General features: G+C 60.8%; 18 protein-coding genes. 6 read left to right on the forward strand and 12 right to left on the reverse strand.

The window, feature by feature from the left end; translation table 11 throughout:
* Positions 1-62: 62 nt before the first annotated feature.
* From K7B09_RS00765 to K7B09_RS00780, 4 genes are read right to left on the reverse strand one after another with little or no spacing between them, the layout of a single operon-like run.
* The gene (locus tag K7B09_RS00765) at positions 63-713 is read right to left on the reverse strand and encodes an ABC-type transport auxiliary lipoprotein family protein (RefSeq protein WP_223625621.1); all 651 of its coding nucleotides are present in this window, start codon (positions 711-713) and stop codon (positions 63-65) included.
* Positions 710-1,636 carry an MlaD family protein gene (locus K7B09_RS00770; RefSeq protein ID WP_223625625.1) on the reverse strand — a complete coding sequence of 309 codons (927 nt, stop codon included), beginning with the start codon at positions 1,634-1,636 and terminating at the stop codon, positions 710-712. The genes K7B09_RS00765 and K7B09_RS00770 overlap by 4 nt, the downstream gene beginning before the upstream one ends.
* Complete coding sequence (locus tag K7B09_RS00775; RefSeq protein ID WP_223625629.1) at positions 1,636-2,451, reverse strand: ABC transporter ATP-binding protein; 816 nt, start codon at positions 2,449-2,451, stop codon at positions 1,636-1,638. The genes K7B09_RS00770 and K7B09_RS00775 overlap by 1 nt, the downstream gene beginning before the upstream one ends.
* A 2-nt stretch (positions 2,452-2,453) precedes the next feature.
* The gene (locus tag K7B09_RS00780; protein ID WP_223625632.1) at positions 2,454-3,575 is read right to left on the reverse strand and encodes an MlaE family ABC transporter permease; all 1,122 of its coding nucleotides are present in this window, start codon (positions 3,573-3,575) and stop codon (positions 2,454-2,456) included.
* A gap of 69 nt (positions 3,576-3,644) precedes the next feature.
* Here K7B09_RS00780 and K7B09_RS00785 point away from each other — a divergent pair, with 69 nt between their 5' ends.
* Positions 3,645-4,907 (forward strand): threonine/serine exporter family protein, encoded by a 1,263-nt coding sequence (locus tag K7B09_RS00785; protein WP_223625635.1) that lies wholly within the window; start codon positions 3,645-3,647, stop codon positions 4,905-4,907.
* Between the two features lie 74 nt (positions 4,908-4,981).
* Here K7B09_RS00785 and K7B09_RS00790 read toward each other — a convergent pair whose 3' ends face one another.
* The 4 genes from K7B09_RS00790 to K7B09_RS00805 all read right to left on the reverse strand — a co-directional run bounded on the left by K7B09_RS00790 (position 4,982) and on the right by K7B09_RS00805 (position 7,922).
* A complete protein-coding gene (locus K7B09_RS00790; protein WP_223625639.1) occupies positions 4,982-5,359 on the reverse strand; it encodes an H-NS histone family protein in 378 nt (125 codons plus the stop codon).
* 124 nt (positions 5,360-5,483) lie between these two features.
* On the reverse strand, positions 5,484-7,193 hold the full coding sequence (locus tag K7B09_RS00795) for a proline--tRNA ligase (RefSeq protein WP_223625643.1): 1,710 nt from the start codon (positions 7,191-7,193) through the stop codon (positions 5,484-5,486).
* A gap of 70 nt (positions 7,194-7,263) precedes the next feature.
* Positions 7,264-7,536 carry a DUF4124 domain-containing protein gene (locus K7B09_RS00800; RefSeq protein ID WP_223625649.1) on the reverse strand — a complete coding sequence of 91 codons (273 nt, stop codon included), beginning with the start codon at positions 7,534-7,536 and terminating at the stop codon, positions 7,264-7,266.
* Positions 7,533-7,922 carry a DUF4124 domain-containing protein gene (locus K7B09_RS00805; protein WP_223625652.1) on the reverse strand — a complete coding sequence of 130 codons (390 nt, stop codon included), beginning with the start codon at positions 7,920-7,922 and terminating at the stop codon, positions 7,533-7,535. Before K7B09_RS00805 ends, K7B09_RS00800 begins: the two co-directional genes overlap by 4 nt.
* Positions 7,923-7,995: 73 nt before the next feature.
* Here K7B09_RS00805 and pssA point away from each other — a divergent pair, with 73 nt between their 5' ends.
* The 3 genes from pssA to rimI are packed head-to-tail and all read left to right on the forward strand — an operon-like array spanning position 7,996 to position 9,535.
* Positions 7,996-8,778 (forward strand): CDP-diacylglycerol--serine O-phosphatidyltransferase, encoded by a 783-nt coding sequence (gene pssA / locus K7B09_RS00810; RefSeq protein WP_223625655.1) that lies wholly within the window; start codon positions 7,996-7,998, stop codon positions 8,776-8,778.
* Positions 8,775-9,053, forward strand: coding sequence for a hypothetical protein (locus K7B09_RS00815; protein WP_223625658.1), 279 nt, complete (start codon positions 8,775-8,777; stop codon positions 9,051-9,053). The genes pssA and K7B09_RS00815 overlap by 4 nt, the downstream gene beginning before the upstream one ends.
* On the forward strand, positions 9,050-9,535 hold the full coding sequence (gene rimI / locus K7B09_RS00820) for a ribosomal protein S18-alanine N-acetyltransferase (protein WP_223625662.1): 486 nt from the start codon (positions 9,050-9,052) through the stop codon (positions 9,533-9,535). The genes K7B09_RS00815 and rimI overlap by 4 nt, the downstream gene beginning before the upstream one ends.
* 34 nt (positions 9,536-9,569) lie before the next feature.
* Here the strand turns inward: rimI and K7B09_RS00825 are convergent, their stop codons facing one another.
* From K7B09_RS00825 to K7B09_RS00840, 4 genes are all read right to left on the reverse strand, one after another.
* A complete protein-coding gene (locus tag K7B09_RS00825) occupies positions 9,570-10,904 on the reverse strand; it encodes a sensor domain-containing diguanylate cyclase (RefSeq protein ID WP_223625666.1) in 1,335 nt (444 codons plus the stop codon).
* 72 nt (positions 10,905-10,976) lie between these two features.
* On the reverse strand, positions 10,977-13,805 hold the full coding sequence (locus K7B09_RS00830) for a valine--tRNA ligase (protein WP_223625670.1): 2,829 nt from the start codon (positions 13,803-13,805) through the stop codon (positions 10,977-10,979).
* Between the two features lie 7 nt (positions 13,806-13,812).
* The gene (locus K7B09_RS00835; protein ID WP_223625673.1) at positions 13,813-14,238 is read right to left on the reverse strand and encodes a DNA polymerase III subunit chi; all 426 of its coding nucleotides are present in this window, start codon (positions 14,236-14,238) and stop codon (positions 13,813-13,815) included.
* Positions 14,238-15,722, reverse strand: a complete 1,485-nt coding sequence (locus K7B09_RS00840) for a leucyl aminopeptidase (RefSeq protein ID WP_223625676.1) — start codon at positions 15,720-15,722, stop codon at positions 14,238-14,240. The genes K7B09_RS00835 and K7B09_RS00840 overlap by 1 nt, the downstream gene beginning before the upstream one ends.
* A 154-nt stretch (positions 15,723-15,876) precedes the next feature.
* Between K7B09_RS00840 and lptF the strand changes: the two genes are divergently transcribed.
* Both lptF and lptG read left to right on the forward strand, forming a co-directional pair.
* Positions 15,877-16,956 carry an LPS export ABC transporter permease LptF gene (lptF, locus tag K7B09_RS00845; protein ID WP_223625680.1) on the forward strand — a complete coding sequence of 360 codons (1,080 nt, stop codon included), beginning with the start codon at positions 15,877-15,879 and terminating at the stop codon, positions 16,954-16,956.
* Complete coding sequence (lptG, locus tag K7B09_RS00850; protein ID WP_223625684.1) at positions 16,953-18,050, forward strand: LPS export ABC transporter permease LptG; 1,098 nt, start codon at positions 16,953-16,955, stop codon at positions 18,048-18,050. Before lptF ends, lptG begins: the two co-directional genes overlap by 4 nt.
* The last annotated feature ends 2 nt before the right edge of the window (positions 18,051-18,052 follow it).

Genomic DNA, 18,052 nt, shown 5'->3' on the forward strand with positions numbered 1-18,052 from the left:
ACTCACTGCAATTGTCCGGGCTTTGATTCGAGCCGGCAATCCAGAACCGCAATTTGCACGCATCAGCGCCGCGTTGCGGGGCGATGCGCCGCCTGCTCGTGCGCCTGCCCAGTGGTCAAAGCCCAGCCGGCAATTTGCCCTGCCAAGCGATCCAATGCTTGCCCGAACGCGCTGACCACGCTGGCAACCTCGGTATCGCTGGCAGGTTGCGTCAGTTGAAAATTGCGGCTGCCGACAATCGACAGGTCGTTGGCATACAGGAGTTTGGCATTGATATCGAGACGGGCTGCCGGCACTGCATTGCCGGTGTAGTCGGCGCGAAACTCGCGGACTTCCAGCAGCAAGCGGTAGTCGGCATCCATCCCGCTGTTTTGGCGCGCCACCGCGGCAATCTTGCCGGAAGCCTCCAAGGTGTGCAGCACGCTGTCTTCCACCAACTCACTTGGGCTACGCGCCCACAGTGCGCCTCGATACACCTGCAATTCACCCGGCGTGGGGCTGACCAGGATGCCGGGGCCTTCCAGAATTGGCATGCTGGCACTGCGCGAGGTGGCCAATGACCACACCACTTGCGGCCATGCCGCATTGGCCTGTGGATGCAGCACCGGCGCATAGAGCTTGGGGGTCTCCTTGGGGCCGCCGATCAGGCTGCTGCAGGCGGGGAGCAGACTGATCGCCAGCAGGACGGCGACAAGGCGGGGCAGGCGGCTCATTTGGGATCAAACTCCTTGGGCGTCTCGCGGCCCAGAATGTAGCGTGCGGGGTTGCCTTGCAGGCGGCCACTGAGGGCACGCAAGTCGCGGATCAAGCCGCGCAATTCGACCAGGGTGGGTTCCACTTGCGGTAACCCGTTGCGAGTGAAGTTTTTGATCGCCGGACGATTTTCAGCAAGCAATGCATCGGCATTGCCGGCGGTAGATTCCAGCTTGGTGGCGGCCGCATCCAACTTATCCAGCAAAGCCGGCAGGCGTTGCACCAGATTTTGATCGAGCCCTTGCAGGGTGCCGTTGGCAGTATCCAAGGTGGTCTTCATGCTGGCGGCGGCATCGCGCGCATTGACGATCAATTTGCCAATGTCCTCACGTTGGTTGGCCAGGGTATTGGTGGTTTTTTCCAGGTTATCCAGCGTCGCCGTGATGCGCCGGATGTTGTCATCGCTGAGCAACTGATCGAGGCGTGCCACCAAACGATTGGCGGTATCGGAAATATTTTGCAGGGCCGATGGTTCGGTGCGAATGATGGGCAGGTCTTGTCCCGGCGCAGCCTCCAGTCTGGCTGCGTTGGGGCTGCCGCCGCTGAGCAGGATGAACGGTACACCGGTGATGCCTTGTTGCGAGAGCTTGGCTCGCGTGTCCACCTTGACCGGGGTATTGGATTTCAGTTTGAGAATGGCGATGACTTGGCGAGCGTCGGTATCATTGAGCGCCAGGTTTTCCACGGTACCCACCGCCAGTCCGTTGTATTGCACACTGCCACCTTCAGTCAGGCCAGTGACCGGCTCGCTAAACACCACTTGGTATTGCCGAAAATTGCGCGACGATGAGAAATTGCTGGCCCACAAGGCAAATAGCAGCGCCAGCACCAAGGTGGCCAAGCTGAAGGCACCGATCAGCACGTAATTGGCACGGGTTTCCATCAGGGGTTTCCTTCTGTTACCACCCGCGCAGCACGCCCGCGTGGCCCATTGAAATAGTCTTGCACCCACGGATGGTCGAGCTGTTCCAGCGCGGCCACCGGGGCAGTGGCAATGACCTTGCGGTCAGCCAATACCGCCACACGGTCGCAGATCGTGTACAGGGTGTCGAGGTCGTGGGTGATCAAGAACACGGTAAGGCCCAGCGCATTGCGCAGGGTCAGGATCAACTGGTCGAATGCGGCAGCCCCAATGGGGTCGAGCCCGGCGGTAGGTTCATCCAGGAACAACAGCGGTGGGTCCAAGGCCAGCGCGCGCGACAGGCCGGCGCGCTTGCGCATACCGCCAGACAGTTGTGACGGCAGTTTGTCGATGGCATTGGCGGGAAGCCCGGCCAGCTTGATTTTCAGCAGCGCCAATTCATAACGCAGCGAGCGCGGCAGATCAGGGTAGTACTCCTTCAGCGGCACTTGCACGTTTTCACCTACGGTCAGTGAGGAAAACAGCGCGCCATCCTGAAACAGTACCCCCGTATTGCGCTCGATGTGATGACGCACCGCAGGGTCTTCCGAGGTGGCATCCACACCCAGTAATTGGATGCGCGCAGCATTGGGTTTGCGCAGACCCAGAATCGAGCGCATCAGGACCGATTTGCCTGAACCCGAGCCGCCCACCACGCCAAGAATTTCGCCGCGCTGTACATCCAGATCCACACCATCGTGCACGAGCTGTTCGCCAAAGCGATTGACCAGCCCGCGCACGCGAATCAGTGGGGCCTCACCCAAGACCACGCCGTCAATGGTGTTCGATTGCGGCATCGTCAGTAATCCATCTGCATGAACCACAACGCGGCGAAGGCATCGATGATGATCACCATCGAAATCGCCTGCACCACGCTGGAAGTAGTGCGCTCCCCCAGTGACTGTGCCGTGCCTTCAACTTGCAGGCCTTCCAGGCAGCCAATCAAAGCGATGATCATGGCGAAAAATGGTGCTTTCACCATGCCGACCACGAAATGCCGCAAGTGCAGGGTTTCGTGCATGCGGGCGATGTACGCAGTGGCAGGGATATCGAGGTTGAACGCACCCACCGCCATGCCGCCCAGGATGCCGGCAACCATTGCGATAAATGTCAACAGCGGCAGCATCGCCAACAAGGCCAGCAAGCGCGGAATGACCAACAGATCCACCGGATCCAGGCCCAGCACCCGAATCGCGTCCACTTCCTCGCGGTTGACCATCATGCCGATCTGCGCGGTAAACGCACTTGCAGTGCGCCCCGCCAGCAAAATGGCGGTGAGCAGGACACCAAACTCGCGCAGGAACGCCGCATTGACCAACTCGACGATGTAGATGGTGGCACCAAAATCCTGCAGCACCATCGCACCCAGGAACGCAATCACCGCACCGACCATGAACGACAGCAGTGCTACCAACGGAACGGCATCTAGGCCGACCTGTTCCATGTGGTGCACGGTGGAGGTAAGCCGCAATCGCCACGGTTGCTTGATCAGACGCAAAAGCTTGACCTGCACCTCGCCCATGAAGCTGACCAGGGCAACGATTTCACGGGTGTTGTTGACCAAACCCAGGCCGACACGGCCCAACATCGCCTGCACCCCATATTCTTTCTTGCGTTGCGGGCGATCGTCGTGCACATCTTCGATGGCCGCTACCAGCGCCTGCTGGTCTTCGCGAAACTGCAGGGTGTCAAACGTCATCTTGCGATGTTCAGCAAAGCGCAACAGTTGCAACACGCCCAATGTGTCCAGCCGCTCGCAGCCGCGCGCATCAATCGTGTGCAAATTGTCAGGCACGCATGCCAGGGCCTCGGTGACCTGACTGGCAAAGCGCAAGGTCCAACGGCCACCCAGCCGCAAGGTGCCGGCATCATCATCTGCAAGCCTGGCAACGGGAGGGGAATGTCGGGGGACTTGGCTCATATCCGGGCCAAGCTTACAAAATGCAGACGGGCAGGTGTGAATTGAGTGTCTGCATGCGATCCTGATCGGATGTCAGCCATAGCTCCCGTCAATTTCGCCAATGGTGCCACCACCTATACCGAACGCATCGCGTTTGTGGTGGATTTGGCCTACCACCTGCATGCCTATGGCACCACCTCGCAGCGCCTGGAGGCAGCCATTGAGCTGGTGGCCAAGCGACTGGGATTGGCGTGTGAGCCTTGGTCCAACCCTACCGGGATTATTTTGGCGTTTAGCGACCCAACCCGCCCGGCCGGTGAATCGGATACCACGCGTTTACTGCGCCCGGGGCTGGGCGAGACCAATCTTTACAAATTATGCGAGGCCGACCGTATCGCCGAAGACGTGATCAATGGGCGCATGGATGTGCCGGTTGGTCGTGCTGCACTGCGTGCATTGGACCAGCCATCGGGACTGCGCGGACGAGTCATGCAGGCGCTCGGATTTGCACTCGCCTCTGGCGCAGTGGCCGGGCTGCTGCGACTGCCGTGGTTGGATATTGGCACCGCCACCGTGATTGGTGGATTGATCGGGTTATTGGTATTGGGTGCACAACGGCACCCGCGTCTGCGCGAGGGATTCGAGGCGCTGGCGGGCTTGTTGGCGGGTACGGTTGCGATCCTGGTCAGTATTTTCATTGGCCAATTGAATCTCAATACGGTGATGATCGCTTCGTTGATTGTGTTGCTACCGGGGATGAGCTTGGCGCTGGCCACCAATGAGCTGGCCAGTCGGCATCTGGTCTCCGGCACCGCGCGGTTTGCCGGGGCGCTGATGACCGTAGTCAATTTGACGATTGGTACGGCGATTGCACTAACCTGCGCTCAATTACTCGGGATCGAACCCCACGTCCGCGCTTGGCGACCACAGCCGGATTGGGTGGTGTGGGGTGCGGTGGCAGTGGCGGCATACGCATTTGCGGTACTGTTCCAAGCGCACCGCCGTGATTATGGATTGGTGATGGCGGCGGCGATCAGTGGCTATTTGATTTCCCGCTATGGTGGAGAATGGTTGGACGCACAGGCAGGGGTGTTTCTGGCAGCTTTGGCTACCACAGCCGCTGGGAATGCCTATGCGCGCTGGGCTAACCGGCCTGGGGCGTTGATTCGCCTGCCGGGAATCATCATGCTGGTGCCAGGTAGCGTGGCGCTGCGTGGAGTCATTTCATTGGTGCAGGCGCAAAGCCTGAATGCCGGGCAAGAAGCGGCGATGGCTGCGCTGAATACCTTGATGGCGCTGCTCGCTGGCTTGCTGTTTGGTAACTTGCTGGTCAGTGCACGCCGCAATCTTTGAAACGTGCCAACGGCAAGCCCAATAAAGACGCCGGCAATCGCCGGCGTCTTCAAAGCTGTCCCAATGCGCCTGGATTACTTCCGGATCAGGAACTCGTCCTGCTTGTGACCTGCGGCGATGGCCGAGGACATCCACAGCGGAGCACGCCCGCGACCGCTCCAGGTTTCTTTTTCATTGGCCGGGTTGCAATACTTCGGGGCAACCTTGACGCCCTTGTTCTTGCTGGGGCCACGCGCCTTGCGGGTTTTCTTACCGGCTGGAGCCGGAGTTGCCGCATTGGGTTTGCCAAACAGTTCGTCGAAAGTCCAGCCGGTGGCTTTCAGCGCCTTGGCCACGGCGGCCTTGGCTTGTGCGGCTGGCTTGCGCTTGGCCAGCACCTTCTTGCGTTTGTTGGCGCGAGCGATCAGGGCGGCCAGCTCTTGCGGGCTCAAGCTATCGATATTCATGCTCATGGGTATTGTTCTTCTTGAGAATGGGGATTGATTGAAATCATGATTATCCAATCCGTGGACTACCGGATAATAGCCCCGCACTTTTTGCAAGGCAATGGGGGTAGCTGCGAATGGTTAGGGGAATTCAATCCGAAAGCCGTCGCAACAGTGCGCCATGATCCAGATTTTCCGATTCAGCTGCACGCCGTGCCCGATATTCGAAAGTGCCGGCTTCCAGGCCACGCGCCGACACCACTACCCGGTGTGGAATGCCGATCAATTCGATATCGGCAAACATGGAGCCCGGGCGCAGGCCGCGGTCATCCAGCACGCAGTCATGGCCAGCCGCATTCAATTCCAGATACAAGGCTTCGGCGGCGGTGACCACGGCAGGGTCGTTTTTGGGGTTGATCACGCACACCGCCACTTGCCACGGAGCCATTGCGGGCGGCCAGCAAATGCCGTTGTCGTCATGGTTTTGTTCAATCGCCGCGGCGGCAATGCGCGATACCCCAATGCCATAACAACCCATCGCCGGCGCTACCGCTTTGCCGGCGGCATCCAGCACGCTGGTTTTCATGGCTTCAGAATATTTGCGGCCGAGTGCAAACACGTGGCCTACTTCAATGCCGCGTGCAATCTTCAAATGGCCTTGGCCATCCGGTGCCAGGTCGCCTTCCAATACATTGCGGATATCGGCGATTTCTGGTTCGGGCAGATCGCGCCCCCAGTTCACGCCGGCAATATGAAAGCCGGGCTTGTTGGCGCCCACCACAAAATCGCTCATTGCCGCCACGCTGCGGTCGGCAATGATGCGGATGGGCTTGGCAGCATTGAGCGGGCCGAGGAAGCCGGGTTCACTGCCCAAGTATTCGGCAATTTCCACTTCAGTAGCCAAACGATAGTCGGCCAAGCCCGGCAGTTTTGATAATTTGATTTCATTGACCACATGGTCGCCACGCACCAGCGCCAATACAAATTGAGGTGCATGCTCGGCATCCACACCCATGATGGCCACCGATTTGGCGGTGCGCTGCAACCCAATGCCCAGCAGTTCGGCCACCGCCTCGCAGGTTTTCTGGGTGGGTGTGATCACTTCACGCAGGGCTTCACTGGCGGCGGCGCGTGAACCGGGCGATACCGCTTCGGCCAATTCCACGTTGGCAGCAAAATCGGACGTATCGCAATAGGCCAGCGCGTCTTCGCCGGAATCGGCCAATACATGGAACTCATGCGAAGCGCTGCCGCCAATCGCACCCGTATCGGCAGCGACGGCGCGGAACTTCAGTCCGAGGCGGGTGAAGATGCGGCTGTAGGTCTGATACATGTTGCGATATTCGGCATGCAGCGAATCTTCATCGACATGGAAGGAATAAGCGTCCTTCATGATGAATTCACGCGCCCGCATCACCCCGAAGCGCGGGCGGATCTCATCACGGAATTTGCTGGTGATTTGATAGAAATTGAGCGGCAGCTGCTTGTAGCTGGCCACTTCCTGACGGAAGAAATCGGTGACAGCTTCCTCGGCGGTAGGAGTAAAGCAGTAGTCCTGATCTTTGCGGTCACGGATTTTCAGTAATTGCGGGCCGAACTTGGCCCAACGCCCGGTTTCTTCCCACAGTTCCTTGGGCTGAATCGATGGCATTGCCATCTCGATCGCGCCGGCGCGGTTCATTTCTTCGCGCACCACGGCTTCGATTTTGCGCAGCACGCGCAGCCCCAGCGGTGACCAGGTGTATAACCCTGCGGCCAATTTGCGAACCATGCCGGACTTGAGCATCAGCTTGTGGCTGATGATTTCGGCATCGGCGGGGGTTTCTTTTTCAGTGCGAAGGTGAAATTGCGAAAGGCGCATGGCGTTTGGGCGTGGGGAAAGCCCACATTCTGCCACGCCCGGCGGTCACCCCTGCAGCGATGCTTCAGGATTACGGGCGATCACCATGCACTTGCATGCCCTCTTTCGGGGTACGGCTGATACGTTCGAATTTGCGGCCTTTGGGTGGGTCTTGGGTCACTTGCAGAGTGCCGGCGTCATCGCGCCAGCGGTACAGTGCATTGGCGCGCTGCGCCTGCACGGCCGCCATTTCAGCGGCGACCTGCCGCGCGTGCTGGCGGCGCGGCATTTCCTCGGTAAACCACCACCATGCCGCCACAGCGGCGGCAATGGCGAACAACAGCATGCCGACCTGCTTCATCATTTGGCCGGTGTGCAGAAGGCTTTGACACCGGCTTCGTTCAGCGTCACTTGCGATTTGCGCTCGGCATCGGTCAGGTTGCGGTCGGGCTTGCCATCACCATTGGTGTCAATGCCAACGGCGTTACTGCTTTGCAGGCGAGCCAAGTTGTTGCGGGCATTGGTGCATTGCTCGCTCTCTTCACTTTTGGCTACGGTGGCCCCGGCAGTGGTGCCGGTGCGCACGTCGATATCGCGGGTTTTATGGCTTTCCTTGGGTGCGGTATCGGTGTAGTGGGTCACCCCGCTGCTGTCTTTCCATTGGTAGACGCGTTGCTGCTGCTGAGCCAGCACCGGGACTGCGAGCAGGGTCAGCAGCAGGGTGCAGGTAAGGGAACTGACGATGCGCATGGGCGGCTCCGGGGGGATAGAGTGTTGATTGCAGCACTGCGACGGCTTTGCTGCAACCCCGTACACTGCGCATATGGATCAGAACGAACAACTTCCGCCCCCCCGCCCGCGCTCGCGCAGCATTTATTTGCTGCCCAACCTGTTCACCACCGGGGGGCTGTTTGGCGGTTTTTTCGCCATTATTGCGGCTTCGCAAGGCCGATTTGAGGCCGCATGCATCGCCATTTTCGTGGCGGCGATCTTGGATGGGTTGGATGGTCGGGTGGCGCGGCTGACCAATACGCAAAGCGAGTTTGGCGTGCAGTACGACTCGCTGGCCGACCTCATCAGTTTCGGCATGGCCCCGGCGATGGTGATGTATCACTGGGCGCTGCTGGAGCTGAAGCAAGACAGCCTGACCTTGGGCAAGATCGGGTGGTTAGGTGCGTTTTTATACGCAGCTTGTGCCGCTTTGCGCCTGGCGCGGTTCAATAGTCAGGTCGGGACAGTGGACAAGCGCTGGTTCATTGGCTTGGCCAGCCCGGCAGCGGCAGGTCTGATGGCCAGTTTCGTGTGGGTCTGCCAGGAGTTTGGTTGGTCCGGTGAAGAACTGCGCTACGCTGCCTTGGCGCTCACTGTGGTTGCCGGGTTGTTGATGGTCAGCCGGATTCGTTACAACAGCTTCAAGGGTAGTGGGCATGGGCCGAAGGCAGATCGGGTGCCGTTTTTCACCTTGGTGATTGCGGTGGCCGTGTTGATTGCACTGTGGATCGCGCCTGCGGTGACCCTGCTGACGGCGACCACCGCCTATGCGTTGTCAGGGCCGTTGTTGTGGTTTCGGCGTCGGCACACGCCAGTCCAGGACACCCACGTTTGAGCTGGGATGCCTACCAGCGTGTTGTGCTGCGGGAGTTGGGGCTGGATGTGTATGCCTTGCCGCGCACATCGGCAGCGGCATCCGTCGAGATTGCGCAGCCAATGGCAGGGGATACCGATATGCTGGCACGCATCGCGAAGGCCGCCGGTCTGCAGCCACAGGCGCTGTTGGCACAACTTGATTTGCACACGGTCCTGCCGACGCTGCGTGATAATGCGGCTGCCAAGCGTGCACTGTGGCCACGCTTGCGCACGCTGCGGTGCGCAGCACGATGAGTCAAGTGCGCGCCTGCGATGACGTCACCTCGATCTGCCTGCGGCCAATGCGGGAGTCGGATTTGGATGCGGTGATGGACATCGAACTGCGCGCATATCCGTTTCCGTGGTCGCGCGGCATTTTTCGCGACTGTCTGCATTCGAACTATGCACTGTGGCTGCAAGAACGGGCCGATGGCGCAATTCTCGGCTATGGCGTGCTCAGCATCGCCGCAGACGAAGCGCATGTGCTGAATCTATGCACCACGCCGGGAAGTGAAGGGCGCGGGCTGGGCCAACGGATGTTGCAGGCATTGTTGAAAATTGCGCGGGGCCACGCTGTGCAGCGGGTATTCCTGGAAGTACGACCGTCCAACACCCGTGCCATCGCCTTGTACGAGCGCAGTGGTTTCAACGAAATTGGCCGGCGGCCCCGCTATTACCCCGCCGCCAACAATGGCCGCGAAGATGCCATCGTGATGGCGATGGAACTGCTGAACTGAACACCTGAACTGAACACCGATGGCAACCGAAAATCTATGGGTTGGCCATGCGCACGGGGGCCGGCGAGCCATCCATATGCTGATGACAGCAGCGGTTGCGGCCTTGTTGCTTGGCGGTGTACAGGGCGTGGTCGGCACGCGAGAACAGGATGTCGAAACTGGGCGTGCGCTCTTCCAGTGCGGCAATCCCGAAACTGGCGGTGATGGCCAACTCCGGGTGTTCCGGGCATGGGCGGCAGGCCGCAGTGGCCAAGCGAATACGTTCGGCAATCGCTACCGCGTGCTTCAGATCGGTCTCTGGCAACAAAATGCAAAACTCCTCACCACCGGTTCTGGCGCAGACATCTTCTTCGCGCAGGGCGTGCGCAGCGCATCCGGCAAAATCGCGCAAGACCCGATCGCCCATCGGATGTCCGTAGCGGTCGTTGATGCGCTTGAAATGATCGATGTCGATGGCGATCAGGCTCAGCGGCAAGCGGTGCCGGCGGCTGCGGGCGAATTCGCTTTCCGCATGCTCGAAGAAGCTGCGCCGATTGGCGATGCCGGTCAGGCTATCGGTGCGGATTTGCCGCTGCAGTTCCTCCTGCAATTGATGCAGCTCGGTGATGTCGGTCACCAGCCCGATCAAGGCCGGCATCCCGCCAGCGCCGGCCCACGGCACCACCACGCTCCAGTAGTGACGCTGGCGGCCCTGGTTATCAACCAATGACTCTTCGCCGGTGTAGCGCTGGCCGGTCGCCAGGATGTGTTGATCTTTTTCCCAGAACGCATCGGCCACATCCTTGGGCATCAACTCGCTATCCAGCCTGCCAATGATGTGTTCGATCGGCTGTCCGAACACTTCGGCCAGGTGCCGGTTGGCATACAGGAAGCGGCGGTTGGCCCCTTTCATGTACACCAGCGCATCCACATTGTCGAGCACGACATCCAGCAATTCCTTTTGTTGGCGGAGCTTGTCTTCCAGTCGCTTTTTTTCGGTGATGTCATGGGAGATGCCGATCAGCCCAACGATATTGCCGTCGTTGTCACGCAACGGTTTCTTGACCGACCAGTAGGTGCGGGTTTCGCCGGTGGCGTGGATATGGTTGTCCTCCTCGCGGGCGATGGTTTCGCCATCACGCAGGACGCGTCGATCGGTTTCACGCAGTTTGTCGTCCCCGCCAATATCCACAAAATCGGTGAACGACTTGCCGTATACATCTTCCAGCCGCAGGTTGGGGCCAAGCAGATCCAGCACCAACTGGTTGGCGTAGGTAAACCGACCCTCGCTATCCGTGGTGTAGACAAACGCACCCACCTCATCGAGCAGGAGTCGATAGGGGTCGACAGCAGGCAGCGGCACTTGTGGAACGAGGCCTACATCAATCATTTGCGAAAACTCCCCCTGTGGAGTTTGCGGCAGGTACGGCGAGCCCGCGTAGAACGCAGGCCGTGGATCAGCTTACGCCAAACGGCTGCGTTGTGTGGTCAGGGCGGCGAGCTTGGCGCTCCAGTCAGTCAGACGCGCTTGCTCCTGCTCCACCACTGCCGCGGGGACGCCAGCGCCAAACCTGGCCAGCTTGGTTTCGCTTTTTTCTTTCTCGGCACTGATCCTGGCGATTTCCTTGTCCAGGCGCACGCGCTCGGCGTCGAGGTCGACCAGGCCTTCCAGCGGCACGAACAGCTGCAGCTCGCCCACCACTGCCGGCGCGGCGGCCGGCGGCTCACCCGCCAAGGTCTCGATGCGGTCGAGCCTGCACAGGAAGCGCAGCTGCGCGTCGAAGCGGGCGATGCGTGCGGCATCGTCGGCATTGCCGCCGCGCAGCAGCAGCGAGATGTGTTTGGAGGGTGAAACGCCCAACTCGCTACGGATGCGGCGTACTGCACTGATCATGGCTTTGAGCCATTCGATATCGATATCGGCCTGCGCAAATGCGGTGGTGTCAATGGCGCTGGCCTGCGGGTAAGGCTGCAACATCAGGCTGCCGGTCTTGCCCAGCTTGGGTGCCACCGCTTGCCAGAGTTCTTCGGTGATGAACGGGATGAGTGGATGCAGCAAACGCAGCAGCGCGTCCAGCACGTACAGCAGGGTGTGGCGGGTGCTAGTGGCAGCGGCGGCATCGTCACCGCCCAGCGCCGGTTTGGCCAATTCCACGAACCAGTCGCACACCTGGTTCCAGGTGAACTCGTACAGGCATTGCGCCAGCAGGTCGAAGCGGTAATTGGCGAAGTGCTCGGCCGCTTCCGCGCTGGTGCGCTCGAGCTGGGCGAGGATCCATTGTTCGGCGTCGGTCTTCGCTTGCGGCGCGCCTTCGAAGCGGGCGTCGCCGACGTTCATCAGTGCGAAGCGGGTCGCGTTCCACAACTTGTTGCAGAAATTCTTGTAGCCCTCGGCGCGCGCCAGATCGAACTTGATATCGCGGCCGGGGCCGGCCAGTGCGGCCATGGTGAAGCGCAGCGCGTCGGCGCCGTGGGCATTGATGCCGTTCGGGTAATCCTTGCGGGTCTCTTTTTCGATCTTTTCCGCCATTTTCGGCTGCATCAGGCCGTAGGTGCGTTTGGCAACCAGATCATCGATGCTGATGCCGTCGATGATGTCCAACGGATCGAGCACGTTGCCCTTCGACTTCGACATTTTCTGGCCGTTCTTGTCGCGCACCAGACCAGTCATGTACACGTCGTGGAACGGCACCATGCCGGTGAAGTGGTCGGTCATCATCACCATCCGCGCCACCCAGAAGAAGATGATGTCAAAGCCCGTCACCAGTACGCTGGACGGGATGGTGTGCGCAAAGCCGCGCTCGGCCATCGCGGCCTCCTCCGGCCAACCCTGCGTGGAAAACGGGAACATGGCCGAGGAGAACCAGGTTTCCAGCACGTCGGAATCCTGCCGTAGTGGCACATCGCCCAGGCCGTGCTTGGCGCGCACCTCGGCTTCATCGCGGCCCACGTAGATTTTGCCGGCGTCATCAAACCACGCCGGGATACGGTGGCCCCACCAGAGCTGGCGGCTGATGCACCAGTCCTGGATGTTTTCCATCCAGTGCCGATAGGTGTTGACCCAGTTCGGTGGCACGAATTTGACTGAGCCGTTTTCGACGAGTTCCAGCCCGCGCTGGCCCAGCGTGTCCATTTTCACGAACCACTGATCAGTGAGGTAAGGCTCGATCACCTGCCCGCTGCGGTCGCCGCGCGGCACCATCAATTTGTGCGGTTTGATTTCCACCAATAGGCCGGCGGCGTCGAGGTCGGCGATGATGGCTTTGCGTGCATCGAAGCGGTCCAGGCCGCGGTACTGTGCGGGGATGTCATCGCGATTTTCAATGATCTTTGCGGTACTGCTGAAGATATTGATCAGCGGCAGGTTGTGCCGCTGGCCCACCGCGTAGTCATTGAAATCATGTGCCGGGGTCACCTTCACCACGCCGGTGCCAAAGGCGCGATCCACATAGTCGTCGGTGATGATCGGGATGCGCCGGCCGGTCAGCGGCAAGTCCACACACTTGCCGTGCAGCGCGAGGTAGCGCGGATCGTCCGGGTGCACCATCGCCGCGGTATCGCCGAGCATGGTCTCCGGGCGGGTGGTGGCCACCACCAAATAGTTGCGGGTTTCGCGCAGGGTTTCCACGCCGTCGGCATCGACTTCCACGTGCTCGTAAGACGCGCCATCGGCCAGTGGATAGCGCAGCGACCACAGCGCGCCGTGTTCCTCCTCGCTGACCACTTCGAGGTCCGAAATCGCGGTTTTCAGCACCGGATCCCAATTGACCAGGCGCTGGCCGCGATAGATCAGGCCTTCTTCATGCAGCCGCACGAAGGCTTCGATGATGGCCTTCGATGGCATCGGGTCCATCGTGAACACACTGCGTGACCAGTCGCCGCTGGCGCCCAGCCGGCGCATCTGCCGCTCGATGGTATCGCCGCTGTGCTGCTTCCACTCCCAGACCTTTTCGATGAACTTGTCGCGGCCCAGCGAGTCGCGGGTCTCGCCCTTGCCCTCGATGGCGAGGTTGCGGCCCACCACCATTTCGGTGGCGATGCCGGCGTGGTCGGTGCCCATCTGCCACAAGGTGCGATAGCCGCGCATGCGGTGATAGCGCACCAATGCATCCATCAGCGTGTGCTGGAACGCGTGCCCCATGTGTAAGGTGCCGGTGACATTCGGCGGCGGCAGCAAAATGGTGTAGGCCGGACCGTTTCCGGTGGGCGCAAACGCGCCGCTGCTTTCCCATTGCGCGTACAGACGGGTTTCGAAGGATTGCGGGTTGAAGCCGGAATCGAGGGTGGTCATGGCAGCATCACATGTCGAATTTTTTGAGCTCGAAACCGAGCGTTTGGTAATGCTTCCAGCGCGCACGCAGCGGCTCGCGGGCGGCGGGGTCGGCTGGCACCACTTCCAGCACGCGCTCGAAAGCACCTTGCGGGGCGGCATCGCGCAAGTTGATCAGCAATGGGCGCAGCGGCACATCGGTGTCGGGTGATGCAATCAACACCGGCGCTTCGTCTTCATCGGCATCCATGCCGGCAATTTGGTGCGGCAGGTATTCGTCGGGATCGAACGCCCACAACAGGTCGTCGAGTGCTTCGGCCTGCGCCGGATCGCGCGCCAGAATCAGCGTGGGTACGTTGGCGGCGTAGGCTTTCTTCGCCAGTTCGCAGACCAGCAGCAAGGGCTGCTCGCGAAAGCGCGGCTTGTCGATCAGGTAGAAGTGGGCTTTGGGCATTACGCCGCCGAACGATCCAGTAACCACTGCGACAACATGCCCACCGGGCGGCCGGTGGCCATGCCCAGCTTGCCGTCGTCGCTGGCGGAACCTGCGATATCCAGATGCACCCAGCGCTGGCCGTCGGTGAAGCGCGACAGGAAACAGCCGGCGGTAATTGCACCAGCCCAGCGGCCGCCGATGTTGTAGACATCGGCAAATGCGGAATCCAGCATCGGTTGGTATTCGTCCCACAGCGGCAACTGCCAGCCGCGGTCGAATACCATTTCGCCGGCATCCAGCAATTCGCGCGCAAGGTCGTGGCTGCGCTTGGTCATCACGCCGGTGGCGTATTTGCCCAGCGCCACCATGCAGGCACCGGTGAGGGTGGCCACATCGACCAGCGCGGCCGGCTCAAACCGCTGCGCATAGGTCAGCGCGTCGCACAAAATCAGGCGGCCTTCGGCATCGGTGTTGCCCACTTCGATGGTCTTGCCGGACATCGACGTGATCACATCGGACGGACGATAGGCATCGCCATCGATGGCGTTTTCCACCGCAGCGGCAATGCACACCAGATTGACCGGAAGTTGCATCTTGACCGCCGCCACGAAGGTGCCCAGCACGCTGCCGGCACCGCACATGTCGTACTTCATTTCCTCGATGCCGCCCTGCGTTTTCAGGTTGACGCCACCGGTATCGAAGGTGATGCCCTTGCCGACCAGCACATAGGGTTTGGCATCGCCGCCCTGGCTCCACTTCAGCACGATCAGGCGCGGCCGCTGCGCGCTGCCGCGTGCCACCGCCAGCAGCGAGCCCATGCCCAGCGCTTCCATCGCGGCATCGTCCAGTACCTCGCAGTCGACACCCGTGTGCTGCGCGGCGAAGTCTTGCGCCTGCTGGGCCAGATACGCCGGGTTGCAGATATTCGGCGGCAGGTTGCCCACTTCGCGGGTGAACTGGACGCCTTGCGCAATCGCGATGCCTTGCGCCAGCGCAGTGGTGTCGCTGCCGCTGATTTCGAACCGCACCAGTCCCTTTTCTTCGCGCTTGCTGTTTTTCGCACCCAACGTGGCGGTGTAGCGGTAGCCGGTGTGGTCGGCGGCGATCACGGCTTGGCGGATGTTCCATGCCGCATCGCGATCCTGCACGGCTACGTCGCTCAGAGTGAACAGTACGGAGCCGACCGGGCCGGTCTTCAGCGTGCGCACCGCATCGGCCACGGCCTTCAGGTACTGCGGCACGCCAAACTTGCCGGCGTCGCCCAAGCCAATGACCAGCACGCGCGGTGCGGCGATGCCGGGCAGGTCGTGCAGCAGGGTGGTTTTGCCGGTCTTGCCGGACACATCGCCGCGTGCAACCAGGCTTTGCAGGCGCCCGGCACTGGCGCTGTCCAGCACGCTGGCGGCAGGCGCCAGGGTGCCATCGGCGAACACGCCTACCACGACGCAATCTACGGTGGCAGTGGTGGGGGAAGTCTGGTTCAGGTGGAATTCGAGACTCATCGAACAAGGTATCCAGGCAAAAGTGCAGCGGATCTGCAGGCGCTTGCAGGCAGGGACCTTCGGGCATGCAGGCGGACGTGGCTTACAATACGCGGCTGCGCTTGGCGCAGGCCGTGACCGCAATCAACCCCTAATTCTAAAGCAAGCAGGCCCGATGCCGAAGCTGGACCGCTACCTCGCCGCTGAATTCACCCGCGCCATCGTGGCGTCGTTGGTGATCCTGGGCATGGTCAGCATGGGCGGCGTGTTTGCCGATCTGGTCGGTGAAATGGCACGCGGCAAGCTGCCGCCGGCGTTGTTGTTATCGCAATTGGGCCTGCGCTTGCTTAGTTATTTGCCACTGATTTTGCCGCTGGCGTTGTTATTGGGCTTGCTGTTGGCTACCGGGCGGCTGTACCGCGATTCGGAAATGTATGTGCTGCATGCCATCGGGATTGGTCCGCGTCGGCTACTGCGGCCATTGCTATTGGTGGCGTTGCCGGTGGTGGTGTTGGTGGGGCTGTGTTCATTGCAATTGGGCCCATGGGCCAACCGTCTGGCGCGCGGGATGGTGATCGAAGCCAACAAGAATTTGCTGGTGGCCGGGCTGGAGCCGGGTCGGTTTACCCCGATGGCCAATGGCGGGGTGGCCTATGTGGGCACGATGTCCAACGATGGCACCAAGATTGCGCGGGTATTCATTTATCGCGAACGTGGCGACCGCATGGACGTGGCCACCGCGCAGACCGGGGAGATGTATCGCGACCACGGCGAGCGCGTGCTGGCGTTGCTGGATGGGTTTCGGGTGGAGGGTCCAGCGAGTGGTGCCGATCTGGACTATCGCTTGATGCGCTATGCACGCAACGAACTGCAACTTCCAGCACCGGATGATCCGCGCAATTTGGAAACCCCGGAATACCAGCTTACCCCCGTGCTGCTGCGTAACCCGGCGGCCCCGGCACGCGCCGAATTACATTGGCGCATCGCGCCGCCACTATTGGCACTGGCATTTGCGCTGATGGCCATTCCGCTGGGTCGCAGCTCGCCACGGCAGGCACGTTATGGCTCGGTGTTGTTGGCATTTCTGGCTTATCTGGTCGGCATCTTCCTGATGATGCTGGGCACCAAATGGATTGCGGAAGGCCGCCTGCCCACGACGGCAGGATTGTGGTGGTTGTTGCTGCCGATGCTGGGTCTGGGGATGTGGCTGTACATGCGGGATGGTCGCGTAGCGCGCGCATGGTGGCGGCGATGAAACATTGGCCACGCCTGCATGACAGCTATATCGCGCGCTCGGTCGTCACCAGCGTGTTGCTGGTGTGGGGCGTTGTATTGGGTTTGGATGTAGTACAGGCACTCGCTGGTGAGATGAGCGATGTCGGCAAAGGTGCGTACACCATCAATCACGCGATTGCCGCCACCGGCTTGACCATCCCCAGTCGCGCCTACACCTTGTTTCCCACCGCCGCCGTGATTGGCGTGTTGCTGGGGCTGGGGCAATTGGCGGCCACCTCCGAGCTCACTGTGCTGCGCGCGCTGGGCCTATCACGCAAGCGCTTGAGTGTGTCGGTAGCGTTTTCGCTGCTGCTGCTGACGGCACTCATGGTGGTCAATGGCGAAACCTTGGCACCGTGGGGCGACGAACGTGCGCAGATGATTCGCTCGGTGCGTCACAGTGACATGGTGGTGTCCAAATACAGCGGGCTGTGGGCGCGCGAAGGCGATATGTTCCTCAATGCGCGCACTGGCGAACAGAAGCAACGTGGCAGCGAGCGCTGGCTGGAGTTGCGCGGTGTGCGGCTGTTCGAATTCGCCGCCGATGGCCGCCTGCGCTCGATTTCCAATGTTGAAATTGCCGAACATCGCGCCGGCCAGTGGTTGTTGCGCGGCATTGAACGCACGCGCTTCGATGCCAAGACTGTGCAGCGCAGCAAGGTGATTGAAGAACATTGGAACTCAAAATTGGATGAATCGGCCTTGGCATCCGGCGTGACCAAGCCTGGCAATATGGCCAGCAGTGATCTGAGCACCAGCATTGACTATCGCAAGCGCAACGGTCTGGATTCGAGTGATTTCGAGAACGTGTACTGGAGCCGCTGGTTCTATCCGTTCAACGTGCTGGCACTGTGTCTGGCAGCAATGCCGTTTGCATTTGGCTCGCTGCGCAGTGGTGGTTACGGCAAGCGCGTGTTTATCGGCATTGTGTTTGCGCTGGGGTTCTGGGTTGCCCAGATGATTTTTTCCAGGCTGGCCGGCATCTACCATTTCGATTACCGCATCGCCTACGCCATGCCGCCGCTGTTGATGCTGGGCATTTCCTATCTGATGTTCCGCCGGCGCAGCAGTTGAAG

The organism is Thermomonas beijingensis (genome assembly GCF_020034655.1).
Classification (GTDB): domain Bacteria; phylum Pseudomonadota; class Gammaproteobacteria; order Xanthomonadales; family Xanthomonadaceae; genus Thermomonas; species Thermomonas beijingensis.

Coding starts and splice junctions, on each gene's coding strand:
- K7B09_RS00770 (WP_223625625.1), bottom strand. CDS start 1,636: ATGGAAACCCGTGCCAATTACGTGCTGATCGGTGCCTTCAGCTTGGCC.
- lptF (WP_223625680.1), top strand. CDS start 15,877: ATGCCGAAGCTGGACCGCTACCTCGCCGCTGAATTCACCCGCGCCATC.
- K7B09_RS00790 (WP_223625639.1), bottom strand. CDS start 5,359: ATGAGCATGAATATCGATAGCTTGAGCCCGCAAGAGCTGGCCGCCCTG.
- K7B09_RS00825 (WP_223625666.1), bottom strand. CDS start 10,904: ATGATTGATGTAGGCCTCGTTCCACAAGTGCCGCTGCCTGCTGTCGAC.
- K7B09_RS00830 (WP_223625670.1), bottom strand. CDS start 13,805: ATGACCACCCTCGATTCCGGCTTCAACCCGCAATCCTTCGAAACCCGT.
- rimI (WP_223625662.1), top strand. CDS start 9,050: ATGAGTCAAGTGCGCGCCTGCGATGACGTCACCTCGATCTGCCTGCGG.
- K7B09_RS00795 (WP_223625643.1), bottom strand. CDS start 7,193: ATGCGCCTTTCGCAATTTCACCTTCGCACTGAAAAAGAAACCCCCGCC.
- K7B09_RS00800 (WP_223625649.1), bottom strand. CDS start 7,536: ATGATGAAGCAGGTCGGCATGCTGTTGTTCGCCATTGCCGCCGCTGTG.
- pssA (WP_223625655.1), top strand. CDS start 7,996: ATGGATCAGAACGAACAACTTCCGCCCCCCCGCCCGCGCTCGCGCAGC.
- K7B09_RS00805 (WP_223625652.1), bottom strand. CDS start 7,922: ATGCGCATCGTCAGTTCCCTTACCTGCACCCTGCTGCTGACCCTGCTC.
- K7B09_RS00835 (WP_223625673.1), bottom strand. CDS start 14,238: ATGCCCAAAGCCCACTTCTACCTGATCGACAAGCCGCGCTTTCGCGAG.
- K7B09_RS00780 (WP_223625632.1), bottom strand. CDS start 3,575: ATGAGCCAAGTCCCCCGACATTCCCCTCCCGTTGCCAGGCTTGCAGAT.
- K7B09_RS00765 (WP_223625621.1), bottom strand. CDS start 713: ATGAGCCGCCTGCCCCGCCTTGTCGCCGTCCTGCTGGCGATCAGTCTG.
- K7B09_RS00775 (WP_223625629.1), bottom strand. CDS start 2,451: ATGCCGCAATCGAACACCATTGACGGCGTGGTCTTGGGTGAGGCCCCA.
- K7B09_RS00785 (WP_223625635.1), top strand. CDS start 3,645: ATGTCAGCCATAGCTCCCGTCAATTTCGCCAATGGTGCCACCACCTAT.
- lptG (WP_223625684.1), top strand. CDS start 16,953: ATGAAACATTGGCCACGCCTGCATGACAGCTATATCGCGCGCTCGGTC.
- K7B09_RS00840 (WP_223625676.1), bottom strand. CDS start 15,722: ATGAGTCTCGAATTCCACCTGAACCAGACTTCCCCCACCACTGCCACC.